This window comes from Candidatus Methylomirabilota bacterium, from assembly GCA_035315345.1.
Taxonomy (GTDB): domain Bacteria; phylum Methylomirabilota; class Methylomirabilia; order Rokubacteriales; family CSP1-6; genus CAMLFJ01.
On record DATFYA010000166.1, the window covers coordinates 1 to 17,785 of the forward strand.

The window sequence follows — 17,785 nt, forward strand, 5'->3', positions numbered from 1 at the left end:
TCGCCGTCCTCTTCCGCAAGGGGTGGCTCCACACGGAGAGCTCCCCCGCCGTCCCCCGCCGCCCCTTCCTCGCCCGCTGACCCCCCGCAAATTCTGCGGGCCGCGAATTCTGCGGCTAGGCAGCCCCCTGCCTGTCGCGGCAGATTCAGCGCCATCGTGCGCAAGGCCACCGCCGCGAAAGCGCGTCCCACCGTCCAGCGCGTCCAGGCCTCCGATTTCGCCCGCCGCGCCGATCTCCGCGTCGAGAGCCTCAACCGCGAGCGCCGCACCGCCGAGGTCGTCTGGACGACCGGCGCGCGCGTGCTCCGCGTGCCGTGGTTCGATGAGCCCTTCTACGAGGAGCTGAGCCTCGACCCCACGCACGTGCGTATGGGACGGCTCACCAGCGGGCGGGCGAGTCTCCTCGCGGCCCACGACGCGCAGTCGCTCGACGCCGCCATCGGCGTCATCGAATCGGCTGGCCTCGAACGCGGCCAGGGCGTCGCCACCGTGCGCTTCGCCAAGGACGACCCCGCGGCCGATGCCATCTGGAACAAGGTCCAGCAAGGCATTCTGCGCAATATCAGCGTCGGCTACCGAGTCCACAAGTTCGAGAAGGTCGCGGGGGGCGAGGGCCAGATCCCGACCCTCCGCGCGGTCGACTGGGAGCCCTTTGAACTCTCCGTCGTCCCAATCGGGGCCGACGATGGCGCCAAGATCCGCGCCGACGCCCCCCTCGACACGCATCCCTGCGAGATTCTCGCCGTCGCACGGTCCCACACGAAGGAGACGACCACCATGCTAGATGAGGCCCGGTCCGAGACGATCGTCGAGGCCAATCCCCTGGCGCCGCTGCCCGCCGAGCCCACGCTGGCCGATCCGCCCGAGGCGAACGAGCGCGAGGAAGGGGCCACCGCCGAGTTCGAGCGCTGCGATGGCATTCGCGCGGCCTGCCTGGCGGCGCGCATGCCGCGCGCCTTCGAGGATCGGCTGATCCGCGATCGAAGCATGTCCCTCGTGAAGGCGCAGGGCCTCGTCCTGGACGAGCTCCGGAAGCGGAGCGGCGACGAGCGCGGCCCGCGCGCGCCGAGCGGCGCGAGCGAGATCACCGTCGCCGACGATCCCTTGGTCCACGTCCGGAGCGGCATCGAGGGCGCGCTGCTCCACCGGATCGCGCCCCATCGCTTCCCGCTCGATGACAAGAGCCGCCAGTACCGCGGCATGAGCCTCCTCGACGTCGGCCGCGCGTTCCTGAGCGCGCGCGGCGTCCGGACGAGCACGCTCGATCGCTCGCGCCTCGTCGATACGCTGCTGACGCGGACGGGGCTCCACACGACCACGGACTTCCCAGGGCTCTTCGAGGACGCCGCGAACAAGACGCTCCGCGCGGCCTACGAGGCCGCGCCCCAGACGTGGCAGACGATTTCGCGGCTCGTCACGCTAACGGACTTCAAGCCCTCGCGCCAGCTCCAGGTGGGGGATGCCCCGGCCCTGCTCGAGATCCTCGAGCACGGGGAGTACACCTTCGGCACGATCGGCGAAGCGAAGGAAACCATCCAGCTCAAGACGTATGGGCGCATGTTCGGGATCACCCGGCAGGCGCTCATCAATGACGACCTCAACGCCTTCGGGGAAGTGCCCGCCGCGTTCGGACGCAAGGCCCGCGACATCGAGTCCGATCTGGCCTGGGCGCAGATCACGAGCAACCCGACCATGGGCGACGGCAATGCCCTGTTCGGCGGCAACGCGCTCGCGGCGCCGCACTTTAACCTGACCTCGACCGGCACGGTTATCTCGGTGGCCGCGCTCGGCGTGGGCCGGGCGGCCCTGCGCAACCAGAAGGGGATCGACGGCGTCACGCCGCTCAACCTGACGCCCCGCTATCTCATCGTGCCCGCCGCGCTCGAGACCATCGCGGACCAGTTCGTCACGCAGATCACGCCCGCGCTCTCGGGCAGCGTCAACCCGTTCACCGCCGGCGGGCGGACGCCGCTCGTCACGGTGGTCGAGCCACGGCTCGACGTCAACAGCGCGGTGAGCTGGTATCTGGCCACCGACGTCGCCCAGGCCCCGGTGCTCTATCACGGGATCCTCGACGGCCAAGAGGGCCCGCTGGTCACCCAGATGGAAGGCTTCGACGTGGACGGCATGAAGTTCCGGTGCCGCATCGATGTTGCCTTCAAGGCCGCCGACTGGCGGGCCATCTACAAGAACGTCGGCGCCTAGCCGAAGGGAGCCCAAGGAGAGGAAATGAAGACATTTTCTCAGGAAGGCGAGAACCCGACCTTTACGGCCCCCGCCAACGTGACGGCTGGCACCGGCGTCAAGATCGGCGACCTCCTGGTCATTCCCGCCATCACGGCGGCGAACGGGGCGCAGTTCACCGGCGTGATCCGGGGGGTCGTCGAGCACGCGAAGCTCTCGGCGCAGGCCTGGACCGAGGGCCAGCAGGTGAACTGGGACGACACCAACAAGCGATTCACCACCGTCACGACCGGGAACTTCCGGGCGGGCGTGGCCTATCGCGTGGCGGCGAATCCCTCGGCGACCGGGCTGGTGTTTCTCACCGGCGTCAACCTCGGCGCGGCGCTCGCCTAAAGGTTCCGCTCGAGCCCCGGCGTGCCCGATCTCCGGCCCTCGCTCGACCCGGCCTTTTCGGCCTTCGGGGTGCCGGCGACGGTCACGCCCGCGGGCGGGGTCGCCGTGGAGACGACCGTGATCGGGCAAGCCCCGTTCCAGCTCGTGCAGGAAGCGACGGCGGACCCCGCAATCACCGACTATCGGCGCCGCGTCGCCGTCCGACGGAGCGCGGTGCCACTCCTGCCCGTGGGCAGCACGATCCTCGCCCCGGAAGGCTTCGTGCTCGGCGCGACGCCGACGAGCTACACCGTGGACCTCGTGGAGGATCTCGACCCCGAAGTCCATCACGCGCGGGTGCGCGACTGATGGCGACCGTGGTCGTCCGGCTCGATACGCTCGGCCTCGACGATGCGCTGAAGAACCTGGGCCAGAAGGAAGTGCGCGCGCGCGTGCGCGCCCTGAATCGGACCATCGCCACGGCCCAGACCGAGGCCCGGCGGGCCATCGCCGAGGATACCGGGCTCCCCCAGCGCGTCATCGCCCAGTCGCTCAGCGTGGAGCGCGCCGTGTTTGGTCGGCCCACGGCCACGCTCCAAGCGACGGGGCGGCGCATTCCGCTCTACGACTTCACCCGGCAGCGGAAGCTTCGCGGGCGCCCCACCGGCAAGGGCGCGGTGCCCGGGGCCTTCATCGCGCGCATGGCGAGCGGGCACGTCGGGATCTTCAAGCGGGTGGGGAAGTCCCGCTCGCGCAAGGGCCTACCGCCCCATGCGCCGGGCCTGCCGATCACGGAGCTCTTCGGCCCCTCGCTGCCGTTCGTCTTCACGAACGCGAAGATCATGGGCGCGCTCCTCGCGCACGCCAAGGAGAACCTCGCGAAGAACTATCGGCACGAGGTGCAATTTCTCGAGCGTGCGCATGCGTCATGATCAAGGAGCCGCCCGAGGTCCTCGCCCTGGCGGCGCTCCGCGAGATCCTGAGCGATCTCAGCGGCGAGCGGCCCGGGGGCTGGACGTATCCCCAGACCCCGAGCGTCGTCGGCTGGCCGCTCCCGCCGCCCGGGCAGCAGATGAATCGCGACGAGCTGCCGCGCCTCTACGTGGTGGCGGCCTCCGGTTCGACCCTCGAGGGCGCCGGCATCAAAGGGGCGGCCCTGGCCTACCGGAAGGCCTTTCTGGTGGATATCTACGGCGTGATTCGGGGGGACGACACGGCCACGGCGGACACGTGGCGCTGGCGCCTGCTCGACGACGTCCTCATGACGCTCCATCAGAACTGGACGCTCTTCAGGACGGCGATGGACGGGATCGACATCACCCAGCGGCCGCAGGGCCTCGATACCGGAGAATTCTCGACCGACGCGCTTTTCATTCAGCCGGTGACCGTGCGACTCCGGCCGTGGGCACCGACCACACTGCCCGCGCCGTAACGATGTCAGGGGGAGACCGCCATGGCGTTTACGCATACGATTCGGACGATCTTCAGCTCGGCGGGCGGCGCCTCCGTCCAGGGCTCCGTCGCCTCGGTGGCGGATGCGGAGGATAACCGCGACATCGTCGTCCCACCGACGACCACGGACCATCCGGTCGCGCTGACCCTCGCGTTCGCGTCGCTGAAGTCGCTCTTCATCCTGTCGGATCAGGATGTCTCGTTTCAGACGAATAACGCCGCGACGCCGGTCGACACGCTCACGCTCAAGGCCAATGTGCCCTTCACGTGGGTGAGCACCGGCGGCGTGGTCAATCCCTTCACGGCAAACATCACGAGTCTGTTTCTCACGAACGCGGGCGCGACGGCGGCGACGGTGCAGATCCGCCTCGCGGTCGACAGCACCCCGTAGGCTCACGCGCCCGGCCGCGTAAGAGGAGACGACGATGCCCGATCCGACATTGCTCCGGTTGGCGCCGGCGAGTGTGTTCTTCGATAGCGTCCATCTGGGCTATCTGAGCTTCCGGACGCCCGTCGAGATCGAGGACGAGAGCCGCTCGGTCGAGCTCCTGGCCGGCCAGACGGGTGACACCCCGGTCGATGAAGTCCTGACCGGCCATCGCTGCACGGTCCGGTGCCCGGTTGTCGAGGTCAGCCCGGAAAAGCTCGCCCTCGCGATCCCCAACTCGGAGATCGCCGGGTCGACGGTCACGATCAAGAACAAGATCGGGCAGCGCCAGCGCAGTATCGCGAAAGAGTTGCGCGTGGTCCGCCTGGTCGACGGCGAGGAGAGCCTCCTCCCAGAGGATATCTTCGTCTTCCCCCTCGCCTCCCCGAAGCCCGGGACCGTCACCCAGACGTTCGGCCAGGAGCAGCAGGAATTGCTCCTGACCTTCCAGGTCTGGATGGATCCCACGACCAAGGAGTTCTACAGTGTCGGCTAGCACGCCCGCGCGCGATCCTGACGCCCTCCGGCGCTATCTCGCGGGTGGGCGCCGCGACGGCCAGGCGCGCACGCCGCACGGCGCCGACATGGCCGCGTTCCTGCCCGCCGCGCCCGTCGCGACCTTCTGGGCTTGCGGGCGGGCCTGGACCGTCCCGCACGCGCGGAATCTGAAGGGCCTCCGTACCTTCGAGCACCTCGTCGCCGTCTTCACGCAGGCCGACGAGGAACTGCCGATGACTCAGCGCCATTTCGCCGTCTTGCAGATTCTCGTGGGCGGGACGTGGGACGGCGCGACGTGGGTCTCGGCCTTGCCCGCGGCGGCGGCGGATGAGCTCTCCCGCAACGAGGTCGACGAGCTGGTGCGGCTCGCCACCGAGGGCACGGGCCGCCCTCCGATGGGCGAGGAGGCGACGGCGACCCCGCCACGGTCGGCAGCGTCCTCGCCCTCTACCGCCGCTTCTATCCCGGAGACTCCTACCGGGACTTGATGGAGTCTATGACGTGGGCCGAGGTCGTCCACCAGCTGGCCCTGGTTCCCGAGGCCCACGGCTTCGTGGAGCAGGGCCGCCGTCCGCGTCGTAGCCGCCCGATCACCTCCTGGGAGGGCCTCCAGCAGCAGCGCCGCGCGCGCCGGGGCGGAGCATGGCTGACGCCAAGCTAACCCTCGGCTTCGATACCGAGGGCGCACTCGCGAGCCTCACGGCCTTCAGCCGGAAGGCCAAGGCCATTCTCTCGGAGCCCCTCGTCGGGCCCCGCGCGGACGTCGGCACCGCCAAGGGCCTCGAGGACGCCTTCGGCAATCTCCAGCGGACGCGGACGAGTCTCGACCAGGTGCGGACGGCCGCTGGCTCGACCCTGACTCAGCTCGGCGGCGTGGCGGGCGCGATCGCGCTCTTCGACCAACTCACCACGGCCGTGGGCGCGGCCGCCGACGAGCAGGTCCGGCTCAACACCACGCTCAAGGCGATGGACGTCGGCACGCTCACCGCCGCGCTGACGCAGTACAACAACCAGCTCGACATCATGGTCGAGCGCCAGCGCATGGCCGAGCAGGGGGGCTTGGGCGGCCTCTTGAGCAATCTCTCCGTGGCCTTCCTCAACACCAAGCAGGCCCTCGCGGAGACCCTCTCGGGGAGCACGGCGGAGGAGGACGCGGCGCGCGTCCGGGCGCGGCGGCTCGCGGTGATCGACTTCGAGGAAGGCCAGAAGCAGCGGAAGCTCCTCGCCGCCGGCGCGGCCACGGAGTTTCAGTCGCTCCAGTTCCGCCAGGCGGACCTCCTGGCGCGCGGCGATCTCGCGGGGGCGGAGGCCGGGGCCAAGGCGATCGAGGAGCAGCAGGCGAAAGCCAATGCACTGGCCAAGGAAGCGCTCAAGGCCGATCAGGAGCGCCGTCGCGCGGCTGAGCTTGCCGTCTCCGGCGCGACCCCGGAATCCGTCGAGATCACCTTTAAGCAAGAGCTCCTGAACCTCGACAAGGAACTGTTCCTCAGCGGGCAGCGCCGCCAGCAGCAGAATCAGCGCGGCATCGAGGACCTCCGCCAGCTCGTGGCCGAGACCGCCAACCTCCGCGAGCAACTCGAGCGCGACCGTACCACCCAGGAAGGCGTGGCCGATGCCGCCGAGCAGGAGCGGCAGGCCCGCCGGCGGCGGCTCGAGCTCGAGACCGTGGGCCAGCTCCGCGAGGCGGAGCAGGGCCTCGCCCAGGAGATCGCGGGCGCGCAAGGCCGGATTCTCAATGACATTAGCGAGACCAATGCGGCTCGGCGCGAACAGGCCGTGGCGACCGCGCGAGCGGAGGTCGAGGCCGTCCAGGCCGCCGCGACGGCGCAGCTCCGGGGCCTCGGGGGCCGCCAGGCGGCTGCCCAGAGTCAATTGGAGACGCTCTCGGGCCTGCCGTCGACGCCAGAGGTCGAGCGACGGCGCCTCACGCTCCTGAGCCAGATCCAGGACATTCAGGGGCAGATCACCGAGGCCGCCCGCAAAGGCGCGGCGGACCGGGCCGCGATCGAGATCAAGACGGCCGCCGAATTGCGCCAGCTCGCCATCAAGGATGCGGCCGACCGGATTGCCCTCCTCCAGAAGTCGATCGCGAAAGAGACGGAGCTGCGCACGGAGGCGCGGAACCTCTTGGCCGAAGCCCTCCGCGGCGTCGGCACCGGGGCCGGGCAGCAAGCGGTCAATGAGTTCAGCCTAGTCAGTCGCGTGAGCCTCCAGCGGGATCTCGATCAGCGGCGCCGCGAGAATGAGCGAGTGCTCGAGGAATTTCAGGCTGGGCAGGCCGTCAATCAGCGGCAGCTTGAGCAGGCCCTCCAGCAGCAGCCCTTTCAGGAGCAGCTCCAGCAATTCGGCGGGTTGGGTCTCGCGACCAATATTGCTGGGACGACGCCAACCCAGTTTCCCGGCCAACTCACGGGCGCGGAGCAGTTCCGCCAAGCCCAGGATCAGATCGCCACGCTCTCCACCCAGGTGACGGATGCCCTCGCGGGCATCAAAGGCAGCTTCGCGGACAGCCTCGGCCAGGTCCCCGCGCTCATGCAAGACACGATGGATCAGCTCCTCACCATCGTCGAGACCGGCAAGTCGAAGCTCGGCGCCTCGCTCGCCGACATGGTCCAGGGCCAGCTCACCCGCGCCTTCGCCGACGCGCAGCGGCGGATGTGATGGAGACGGCGATCCTCGGCGGCGTGACGCTCTCAGCCGGGCCCGGGGCGCTGGCCCAGCGCTGGCCGCCGCGCGAGACCTTTTTTGACGGGCCGGGCGGGTGGAGCGGCTCCCAGTGGTTTGACATGCCGGTCGGCGATCTCGTACTCGAGCTCGGCAGCGGGGCCAATGGCCAGATCACGCAGACGGAGGTCGTGGCGATCCGCGCCCTGCAGCGCGCGGGGGCGACCGTGGCCTATCAGGACTGGATGGGCAACGATTGCATGGTCCGCATCGTGGACTTTGCCCCCACGCATTTCGCGGCCGATCTCTGGAACTATAGCCTCGTCCTCCGCGTCCGCAGCGCGGTGACGCTCCTCGGCGTCCTCGAGTAGGCCATGGCCAAGTTCGTCATCTACTACGACGCCGATGGGGCGACCGTCATTACGGGGAAGACGCTGCCGAAGTTGCTCGCGGGCGCGACGGGGACCGCGCAGAAATTCGGCCTGAAGAACGTGGGCGACGTGGATCTGGGCCTCGCCGCGAGCATGCCCGCCGTCCAGCTCGCGCTCGCCTCCGCACTGGGGAGCGACGGCTTTGACCAGGCGCGGATCATGGCGGACCCCGATACCATTTCGCCCCCTTGGGGGCTCACCGCGCCGGTCACGGCCGGCGGCGGCAGCTTCAGCGCCACGGGCACCTACGGGTACGTCGTCGTCGCCAAGAAGGGCACGGGGCGCACGATCGCGTCCACCGAGGTGACGGCGACGGTCACGGTGGTGACCCAGACCGTCACGATCAACTGGCTCGCGGTCACCGGCGCGACCGGCTATCTCGTCTACCGCACCGCCACGCCGGGCACCTACGGGGCGACGACCCAGATCGCCGATATCGGCAGCGGCGCGACGATCACCTTTGCCGACACCGGGGCGGCCGCGACGAGCGGGACGCCCGCGGTCGAGAACACGACCGGGGGCGCGGGGCCCACCTATGGCACGCCGCCCGCCGGACTCGACACCGCCACCGCCGCGTTTCTCCTCGGGCAAGCCGCCGGGACGCTCAAGGTCGGCGAGTCGGATTATTTCTGGTTCAATCGCGTGATTCCGGCGAATGCCTCGGCCGTCGGCAATCCCCGCACGGTCAATCTGGCCGTGACCGAGGGCTAAAGCCATGGCCGTCGAGCAATTCGCGAACCTCGCGGAAACGACGCTGGCGTCGGGCTATACCTCGGGCGGCAGTTCGATCTCGGTCGCGAGCGCCTCCGGGTTCCCCACGAGCGGCGTCTTCCGCGTACGCCTCGGGAATGCGGGGAAGACGATTTATCGTGTCGACTCCGTGTCCGGCACCACGTTCACCGGCGGGGCCGAATTCAATGACGCCAATGCGAACGCGGGCGAGACGGTCAAGATCGTCGCGTCCCGGCAGGTCGCCGAACGCTGGATCCAGACGCCGACCGGCTCGGAAGTGTTCGGTGCCGCCGGCGTCAGTGGCGCAGACCGCTGGGGCCCGATCCATAAAGTCGTCTATCCCGTCTCGGCGAGCTTTGCGTGGGGCAACCAGGGCGGCGCGGCGATCGACACGACCTTCGGCTTCACGCGCCTGACCTGTCCCAGCACCGGCACGAACGTGCGCCGCCGCGGGATGAGCGCGCCCGGCACGCCCTATCAGGTCGACGCGGTGATCCAGTACAAGGACTCCGGCTCGTCGTCCCGCTATGGTGGCCTGTTCTTTCGCGAGAGCAGCACGGGGAAGCTCCACCTCTTCCAGTGCCTCTCGACCAATAACCAATTTCAGGTCGTCAATTTCACGAACGATTCGACCTTCAGCTCGAACCCGGCCAACGCCACGCTGGAGGGCTCGATCCTCGGCTCGCTCGCGCCCTTCTGGATCCGCATTCGGGATAACGGCACCAATCTCTTTTTCACCGCCTCGCGCGATGGGCTCTACTACCTGACCGAGCTGAGCGTGGGACGCACCTCCTTCATGGCGGGCGGCCCGGATGAAATCGGCTTCTTCGGGAACGTCGATGGGAGCGCGGGCCAGTTTGAAGAAGACATCTTCGACTGGCTGGTGAGCTAGGCCATGTCGCCGTCCGCTGAATGGGGCGAGTTCGAATGGGGCGAGGCCGAATGGGGGTCCGTCGAGACGGGCGCGCTCGTCCCCGCCACGGCCACCCTGACGCTCAGCGGCGCGGCGCCCTCGGTCCTCCCCGTTACCCGCCAGCCGGCGGCGGCGACGCTCACGCTCGGGGGGGTCGCGCCCGTCGTGACCGTGACCGGCGGCGTCGCGATCACGCCCGCCGCTGGGCAGCTCAGTCTCACGGGCGTGGCGCCGACGGTGGCGCCCTCCTCGGTGCGCGCGGTGCCCGCGGGCGCGCTGACCCTCCTCGGGTTCGCCCCGACCCGCACCGAGAGCTTCCTCTTCCAGCTCACATGGGAGACCGACGCCGCGCTCCTCTCCCTCCTCCAGCTCGACTGGGAGGTCGGCGCCGCCGAACCGATCGTCGGCGGGACGCTCCCGCTCGAGTGGTCGCTCGACGAGCTGCTGGCGCGCCTCCGCCTCGACTGGGTGGTCTACCAGGTGGGCCTCGAGGCGGCGTATGAGGACGACCCGCAGCGGCCGTGGGCGCGGGTGACCGCGTCATGAGCGACCTCGTCTTTGAGACCGCGCGCATCGACTCGTCGCTCCAGGAGCCCGTCGATCAGTGGGAGTGCAGCGTGGTCGGCGCGACCGAGTATCAGAGCGTCGATCCCAATCGGGTGGTGAGCCTGGCGATCGGCTTTCTCGACGGGGCGGGGACGCCGCAGGTGATCCAGGCCATCACGGATGGGCCCATCGATGAGTACCGTCTGGAAGTCCAGAAGGCCGGCGTGACGAGCCATCTCAAGGGCTGGGGCCCGGCGAAGTTCCTTCACCGGGAGTATGCGAAGCTCTACGCGCGCGCGCCCGAGAAACCGACCCAGAGCGGGACGATCACGACGCCCAAGGTCGTGGGGATCTTCCGGGCGAGCCAGGTGGCGGCGGAGGTCGTGGACTTTGCGGGCGTCGCCGCGGGCGTCGCGCTCACCTGTGCCTGGCAGTGCCGCGACTACGAGCTCTGGGAAGACTTCGACGCCACCGGGCGCTGCCTCGATATCCTCCAGCGACTCATTGACCCGTGGTGCTCCGTCGAGCCCTCACGCGTCGACATCCTCGTCGACGGGACGACCGTCTATCTGCGGTCGCGCCGCGCCTTCCCGCCGACCGCGGACTACGTCCTGACGATCGACGCGACCGCCCCGCCACCGCGGCTCAAGGTCACCTCGCCGATCAACATTCGGAAGCGCCGGCTCCCGCTCTATGCCGATCTCACGTTGACGGGGCGGGAGGAAGCCGGGGCGACGCCGAACGCCTTTACGCCGCTGACGATCTCTGGCGTGTTCAGCCAGAACATCGAGATCGTGCCGTTCGAGCGCACGGTGGACCCGGAGGGTGGCGTCACCTTCACGCCGGGCACGATGGAGCAGCGGCAGGGGACCGTCAGCAATGACCCACTGACCGGCACCCGCCAAACCCGCGTGGAGATCCGCTCGACGTATCAGATCCCGAACCAGGTGCTCCTGCGGACGGTCAAGGAAGAATACATCACGACCAATGGCAAGGAGCGGCTCGCCAAGCGCGAGACGAAGACATTTACCTATCAAGAATTCACCTACGACGCCAAGGGCCCGACGAACTCGCCGATGTGCATCGAAGAGCTCGGGCAGACCGAGACGTGGCAGGTCAAGACCGATTCGGCCGGGACCGAATATGAAGTCTTCACGCTCCTGACCCAGGACCGGACCGACTACACGTACGACGAGGACAACTATCTGAGCGCCGTTACGACGCTCAAGAAGAAGAATCGCACGCGCGAGGGGGTCAACGAGCTCGTCCCCGACAGTTACATCGTGAAGGTCTACCAGGATACCGGGCCCCTCACGTATCAGATCCAGTCCTCGGTCTACGGTTACCAGGAAGCCCGCGATAGCCAAGGCATCATCGTCGGCCAGTTCGTCCCGATCTATAAGTCCGGCGACGTGACGCCGGCCTCGGGGCACCGCCCCGGGGGCCCGAATCGGCCGCCGACGAAACCGCTCGGCGCCGACACCGCGGGCGTGATCACGGCCCCGCTGCGGGCCGCGATTCATCTCGCGGCCGACGGCGACCCGGCGAGCGCCGGCAGTCCACATATGAGCGCGGAGGATCTGGCCTATATCCGCGCCCAGCACGAGGAAGCCTCGGGGCTCTACGAGTGCGTGATCGAGTTTGAGGCGCTCGCCATGCCCTGGCTCCGACCGGGGACGATCGCCCAGATCGAAGGGATCGTGGATCGGGACGAGGATGGCACGGTGCTCACGACGATTACGACCGGCAATGCGCTCGTGTATGCCCGCATCCTCGACCATGACATTCCGGCCCGCCGGTCGCTCGCGATGCTGCGCGCGGTCTGGTACGAGCACCCCGCCTGATGGACGAGAGCCTCGTGCGCGAGTTCCAGAAGTTCATCGAGAAGGTCGTCGAGACCCGCGCGAGCGGGGCGCTCGCCGCGCCGGCGCCGATTCAGGCCGTGCGCGAGGATGGGAGCGTCGTCGCCATCGTCGACGGGCGTCCCGTGGAGGCCGCGATGGCGACGGAGGAGCCGCTCCGCGCGCAGGAGCTCGCCTGGGTGACCCGGACGAAGGATGGACGCTATATCGTCCACGGGGGCGCCGCGTGACGACCCCGCTCCCGCCCTTTACAGTCGCGGCCGCTGGCTACATCGAGGCGCTCGCCGATCACAAGCGTCGGCAAACGCTCGAGGTGATTCAAGCGGTGCGCAGTGACGGCTGGGTTCGCGTCGTCAATACATGGATCCCGGTCACCGGCAAGGTGGCCCTCCGTGCGGGCGAGTCCGTGGCTGTCATGTGGCGCAATGGAACGCCCCAGGTCGCGATGATGAACCAGGCGCGCCGGACCGGGGTCGATAGCCCACCGATTCCCGTGGTCGGCGCTGTCGTCGAGGAACTCTTCATTGCCACGGCGGCCCCATCGGGGCGCGTGGAAGTCTGGTTCCGGAATGACCAGCAGGTGACGAACCTCGAGCTCCGGACGCAGCTGGATGCGGATCCCGTCTATGTCAAATGGGGCACGCGTTCCGATGCCTTCGTGGTGGCGACGGCGGCGCATCACTACTACATCTGTACGCTTGCCGGCGCAGAGAACACGGTCCGCGGCGCGACGCCCGCGGTGGCCACGATTGTCCGCGATGAGCAGCCCTTGGACCAGAATCTCCCGCTCGTCGCCGCCCAGAGCGCCTTCACGCTGACCGGCGAGGAAAAGTATTGGACGATGAGCTGGGACGGGATCAATGGCTCGGCGGGCACGCTGAGCGAGGCGGCACCGAATGCGATCAGCGGCAGCCAGAGCGCGAACGGTCAGCTCCTCCTCACGCGCAGTGCGGTCGAATTGCTCACCTCGCCCCACATCCTGATCACCGACATCCAGCTCGACGACCGGCTCGACCTCCTCTTCGTCCTGTCGGCGCGCCTCCAGAGTTTGCCGATCGTCCCCGCCGCGGCGCCCGCCGTCTTCAGCGATCCGATCGAGCAGAGCGATAACTCGGGGAGCGTCGAGCGGCCCGGCTTCGCCGCGGATGGCGGCCTCAACTCGACGGTCGGCACCTTCGGCACCCACGTCTTCGTGGTCAATGTGACGTCGGGCGTCGTCCTCTTTAAGACGTGTCGCGACACGATCGTCCAGAATGTCCAGACCGAACTGACACGCTTGCATACGTATCGCAACGTGGCGACGAGCGCGATCGCGAGCCTGCCGACCTTCGCGCATACCGGCAAGAACGGCCAACTCCTCGACGGCTGGTCCGTGGGGACGACCCCGCTCGATTTCACCTACACCGATCTCGTCAGCGACTTCACGAATGCGGCGCTGCCCGGCGTCGCCTCCTATGTCTATGACGAATTCGACGCCACGCGGACGCCCTATCTCGACCTCACCAATCTGTTCGGGCAGGAGACGAGCACCCTCACGGTGGGACCGTCGAAGATTCGCGCGATCGACGGCAGCGGCAACGCCTCGCAGACGCATAGCATCCGGGCGACCTTCGCCGGCCGACGCATCTGGCAGCGGAAGCGCTACTTCATGAGCGGCACCTATTTGCCGCGCCGGGCCACCGCGAGCGGGTTCCCGCTCGGGCTCGTCCTCGTCAAGGTCAAGCTTGAGGTGCGCGACACGGCGACGACGCTGATCCCCGCGAAGAGCTACGGCTTGTTTCTCCATGATCTCGCCGCCCAGACGACGACCGCGCTGGCCCCGCTCACCCCGAACTTCCACGGCACGCAAGGCGTGACCCATCCCGTGAGCCACAACACCTTCGTCAATAGCCCAGAGACGGATGGCGTGTTCGTGGTGCTGGGCTTCAATGGCACGCATCTCCTCTGGGTCCACGATCATCAAGATTCGCCCGGCGGCCCGGACGTGGTCGACATCCTCCTGACGAACGTGACGACGGGCGCCTCGACCGTCGTGCTCAGTGGGGCTGGTGACGTCATCGTGTCGGGAGATCCGACCTACGCGCCAGCCTTGCAGGAGTTCCTCCTCCGGAACTTGCAGACCCTGCGCCCGGATTTCTTCTACGACCCCGCAGAGACGGAGGCCGGGCATCAGTTCATCCGGGCCTGGGATGCCCACGGCGTCCCGACGCTGGATGCGACCGCTGCGGACTTCCCGAGCGCTGATCCCGACCTCGTAAACCTCGGGCTACTCCAAGCGCTACCGACATCCGTCGTCCCGCAAGACGATCGGGTCATCGCGAAGAACCAGGGGCCGGTGAACATCGAGGATCTCACCCAAGTCGGGCCCGTCTGGCATGTCGTCCAAGATGCCGCGGTCCTCGGGGCTGAGCTGACGACCGATCCATGAGGAACAGGCCAATGCTGCGATCATGCCGAGTGCTTGTCGTGCTCGTGCTCTGGCCGTCGCTCGCCTGGGCGCAGATGCCGAACACCTGGACCGAACACGCCAATAGCAATTTCGCAGAGTGGGCGAAGACCAGTGGGGTCGATGCTGAGCATCGGCTCTGCAATCCCTCGTCCGGCGTGGGGGCGATTCTCGGGGCGTGGAACTCCGGCGCGTATCACGCGGGGCGTAAGCAGTTCCTGGTCTACCGGACGGGCGGCCATGCGGATGGTTGCTGGAACGGGGGCGCGGCCTTTGATCCGGCCACGAGGACGTGGTCACGGCTGACGACGGCCTCGCCCAATGCGACGCCGATGACGAGCGCCAACCCGACCGACGATAACTTTCTCGTCAAGTATGCGGACGGGACGCCGGCGGCCGTGCATTCATACGGCACGCAAGTCTGCATCACGAGCGGTGCCGCGACGGGCCTCTGCGCAAGCTCCGGGGGCATCTACTGGAGCCGTGCGGGGAAGTCATCCCCGGAAACTCCGTTTCTCTACGATCCGACGCAGGCGACCGCCGCGACGGCCTACACCGAGCGGAAACTGCGGCCGGGCGGCTACGGCACGGTCATGGCGTGGAACGGGACTCGGCAGCGGGCCTTCGTGGCGGGGTCGGCCGGAGCTTACGAGTGGGAACCCGTCGCCGACGTGTATATCCAACTCTTCACCACGACCGGCCCCGGCACCGGCACCTCGGCGGCGATTGATGAGGCGGCTGGGCGCGTCTATCTCCTCTTCGGTGGGGGTACGCCGGGCACGCGCCTGAAGTACGCCGATTACGCGACGGCCTCCACGACCAAGTATCAGACGATCACCACGACGGGGGGCGAGGGACTCGAGAATCTCGCCGCCCCGGGCTTCATCGTGGCGGGCCGTGATGAGGCGAACCGCCTGCGCCTCGTCGGACTCGGCAAGGCGAGCGTGTCCATCCCGAACCCGGCGGGCGGTACGGTGACGGGCGAGCGGGCGGCGATCTTCGTCCTGCTCGATGACAACCTGTGCGGGCGGGGGGCGGCGGTCGCCTGCGCCTGGACGCGGATCACCCCGACCAATGCCACGAGCAATCTCCCGCCGCGTCCCTTCACGAACGGGATGTGGAACAAGTTTTTTGCGCACGGCTGCGATCTGTTCGCGATCGTGACGAGTGACAAGCAGAGCGCGACCCAGCTGCCGCCCAGTGGAGACCTCGGCAACGTGTGGTCGTTCCGTCCCGACTTCAGTCTGCCTGGATGCGCGCCACCGCCGCCGCCGGATACGCAGCCGCCCACGATCACGCTGACGAGCCCGGCCCTGCTCCCCAGCGGCAAGCCGCAAGTCTATAGTGGCGCGCTGCCGATCGAGGGCACGGTCACGGACAATGTCGGCGTCACGGGCACCACAGTGACGCTTGACGGCGAGCCCATCACGGGCACGGCCATCGACACGACCACCTTGCCGAACGGCTCGTATCACACGCTCGGCGTCCGGGCGCTCGATGCGGCAGGGAACAGTGCGGAGAGCTCCGTCGAGTTTCTCGTATTCAACTGTCCGGTCTGTCCGCCCCCGGTCACGGTCATCGCCTATCAGTTGGTCGTGACGAAGGTGGGGACCGGCGACGGCTTAGTGGGCGGGGATGGGACCTACAAGGCAGGCGATCCGGTGACGTTGCTGTCGCAACCGGATAGCACGTCCAGCAGTGGGCCGTGGACGCCTGCGCCCTGCGCTGATACGTTCGCGATGCCCGCCTATGCGCTGACGTGTACCAAGACGTTCACCCTCAAGCCGACCCTCTACCGACTGACCATCGACATCGTCGGGCAGGGCAATGCGACGGGCGGCGGGGATTATGAGGCGGGCGCGGCGGTGACACTGGCTGCGACGCCCGCGCAAGGCTTCACGTTCCAAGGCTGGAGCCCGAGTCCCTGTGCGGCGAGCTTCCCGATGCCGGCCAATGCCCTGACCTGTACGGCGACCTTCGTGCCACAGAGCAGCGGGCCACTCGACAACGTGCTCGATCGGACGTGGACGGGCTTTCCGCTTACCGTCCTCGGCCAGTCCAAGCACGCGCGCCTCGCCTTCGACAGCAAGCGGGGCCGCCTCGTCTTGGCCGGTGGCGATGGCACGGACGGGAGCGGCAATAGCTATACCGGCCAAAACGTGTTCGCGCTCGACCTTGCCATGAGCACCGTCTGGCAACGGCTCCATGGCAAGTGCCCGCCCTCCGGGTGGGTGCTCATGGCTCCGCGCCCGGATGACGTGACATGGGGTTATGACCCGAAGCGCGATGAAGGCTACATAGCACCGGCCTACTACGGCGGCGGCGCGAGCGGCTGTCCTGGCGTGACCGATGTGAAGCCGCCCGAGCCGGCGACCTATACCGCGCCGGACGGGACGGTCAAACCCAAGCCCGCAGCGGGGACGCCAGAGTACAGCGAGTACGTGGCCTCACCGGAGTACCAAGCCTATCTCGCCTCGCCGGAGTACGCCGCGTATGTCTCGGCGACGGAAAAACGCGCCTACGTGTTCAACTTTGACAAGAATACGTGGGCCGTCTGGAACGGGCCGAAGCCGATCAGCACGCCACCCGGGGCGACGCCGGGCTATGGCTGGGGCGGGGATCTCCACACGCACTTTGGGGTGCTGGATCCGGTGACGGACAAGGTGTATCGCAATACCAATCTCTGCAACAGCGGCGGCATGCAAATCATCCCGCTCGACGGCTCGGCAAGCGAGTGTCTCCACTTCAGTTTCACGGGCGCACCGAGTGGCTCGTGGGACCCGGGGAACGATCAGTCGGCGATCGACGTGCAGGGGCGAATGATCTATTTCATCGCCCGCTATAAGCGTGCCCTCGTCAAGTGGTCGATCGACGAAAAGCGCATCGTCGAGATGCTGCCGATGCCGACCACATGGGTCGCCCCGCATAGTGACTTCGGCGGCGGTGACTTTGAAACCCACCTCGCCTTCGATACCAAGAACCGCGTGCTCATGATTCCGAATGATAACGGCTACGGCAGTAGCAGCGGCGGCCTCGGCACCTTGATCGACGCCACCACCGGGCAGAATCGGGGCGTGTACTTCTTCAACGTGGACACGAAGGCATGGGAGTGGGAGCCCGCGCCCACGGATCGGGTGGTCTCAGGCAATGCGCTGGGCTACGACCCGAAGAATAACGTCTTCGTCTACGTCGGGCGCAGCGTCAAGCCTGTTCAGTACTGGATTTACCGCTACAAAGCAGGCAGTGGCCGCTAAAGAA

General features: G+C 67.9%; 18 protein-coding genes. All 18 read left to right on the forward strand.

Annotated elements, in window-relative coordinates:
- Positions 1–156: 156 nt before the first annotated feature.
- The 18 genes from VKN16_21315 (at position 157) to VKN16_21400 (ending at position 17,781) form a co-directional block, all read left to right on the forward strand.
- On the forward strand, positions 157–2,205 hold the full coding sequence (locus VKN16_21315) for a prohead protease/major capsid protein fusion protein (GenBank protein ID HME96749.1): 2,049 nt from the start codon (positions 157–159) through the stop codon (positions 2,203–2,205).
- A gap of 24 nt (positions 2,206–2,229) precedes the next feature.
- Positions 2,230–2,577: a DUF2190 family protein gene (locus VKN16_21320; GenBank protein HME96750.1), complete on the forward strand. Its 348-nt coding sequence runs from the start codon at positions 2,230–2,232 to the stop codon at positions 2,575–2,577.
- Positions 2,578–2,598: 21 nt separating this feature from the next.
- Positions 2,599–2,925 (forward strand): hypothetical protein, encoded by a 327-nt coding sequence (locus VKN16_21325; GenBank protein ID HME96751.1) that lies wholly within the window; start codon positions 2,599–2,601, stop codon positions 2,923–2,925.
- Complete coding sequence (locus tag VKN16_21330; protein ID HME96752.1) at positions 2,925–3,488, forward strand: phage tail protein; 564 nt, start codon at positions 2,925–2,927, stop codon at positions 3,486–3,488. Before VKN16_21325 ends, VKN16_21330 begins: the two co-directional genes overlap by 1 nt.
- Positions 3,485–3,988: a hypothetical protein gene (locus tag VKN16_21335; GenBank protein ID HME96753.1), complete on the forward strand. Its 504-nt coding sequence runs from the start codon at positions 3,485–3,487 to the stop codon at positions 3,986–3,988. Before VKN16_21330 ends, VKN16_21335 begins: the two co-directional genes overlap by 4 nt.
- Positions 3,989–4,009: 21 nt before the next feature.
- Entirely contained in the window at positions 4,010–4,399 is a 390-nt protein-coding gene (locus VKN16_21340; GenBank protein HME96754.1) for a hypothetical protein, read from the forward strand.
- A 34-nt stretch (positions 4,400–4,433) separates the two neighbouring features.
- Entirely contained in the window at positions 4,434–4,931 is a 498-nt protein-coding gene (locus VKN16_21345; protein HME96755.1) for a hypothetical protein, read from the forward strand.
- A gap of 88 nt (positions 4,932–5,019) precedes the next feature.
- Positions 5,020–5,421: a hypothetical protein gene (locus tag VKN16_21350; GenBank protein HME96756.1), complete on the forward strand. Its 402-nt coding sequence runs from the start codon at positions 5,020–5,022 to the stop codon at positions 5,419–5,421.
- Positions 5,422–5,429: 8 nt separating this feature from the next.
- Complete coding sequence (locus VKN16_21355) at positions 5,430–5,594, forward strand: hypothetical protein (protein ID HME96757.1); 165 nt, start codon at positions 5,430–5,432, stop codon at positions 5,592–5,594.
- Entirely contained in the window at positions 5,576–7,594 is a 2,019-nt protein-coding gene (locus VKN16_21360; GenBank protein HME96758.1) for a hypothetical protein, read from the forward strand. The genes VKN16_21355 and VKN16_21360 overlap by 19 nt, the downstream gene beginning before the upstream one ends.
- Positions 7,594–7,968, forward strand: coding sequence for a hypothetical protein (locus tag VKN16_21365; protein ID HME96759.1), 375 nt, complete (start codon positions 7,594–7,596; stop codon positions 7,966–7,968). Before VKN16_21360 ends, VKN16_21365 begins: the two co-directional genes overlap by 1 nt.
- Before the next feature lie 3 nt (positions 7,969–7,971).
- Entirely contained in the window at positions 7,972–8,739 is a 768-nt protein-coding gene (locus tag VKN16_21370; protein ID HME96760.1) for a hypothetical protein, read from the forward strand.
- 4 nt (positions 8,740–8,743) lie between these two features.
- A complete protein-coding gene (locus tag VKN16_21375; protein HME96761.1) occupies positions 8,744–9,652 on the forward strand; it encodes a hypothetical protein in 909 nt (302 codons plus the stop codon).
- A 3-nt stretch (positions 9,653–9,655) separates the two neighbouring features.
- A complete protein-coding gene (locus VKN16_21380; protein ID HME96762.1) occupies positions 9,656–10,219 on the forward strand; it encodes a hypothetical protein in 564 nt (187 codons plus the stop codon).
- On the forward strand, positions 10,216–12,063 hold the full coding sequence (locus VKN16_21385; GenBank protein ID HME96763.1) for a hypothetical protein: 1,848 nt from the start codon (positions 10,216–10,218) through the stop codon (positions 12,061–12,063). The genes VKN16_21380 and VKN16_21385 overlap by 4 nt, the downstream gene beginning before the upstream one ends.
- Positions 12,063–12,311, forward strand: coding sequence for a hypothetical protein (locus VKN16_21390; GenBank protein ID HME96764.1), 249 nt, complete (start codon positions 12,063–12,065; stop codon positions 12,309–12,311). Before VKN16_21385 ends, VKN16_21390 begins: the two co-directional genes overlap by 1 nt.
- Entirely contained in the window at positions 12,308–14,509 is a 2,202-nt protein-coding gene (locus tag VKN16_21395; GenBank protein HME96765.1) for a hypothetical protein, read from the forward strand. The genes VKN16_21390 and VKN16_21395 overlap by 4 nt, the downstream gene beginning before the upstream one ends.
- Before the next feature lie 29 nt (positions 14,510–14,538).
- Entirely contained in the window at positions 14,539–17,781 is a 3,243-nt protein-coding gene (locus tag VKN16_21400; GenBank protein ID HME96766.1) for a hypothetical protein, read from the forward strand.
- Positions 17,782–17,785: the final 4 nt, after the last annotated feature.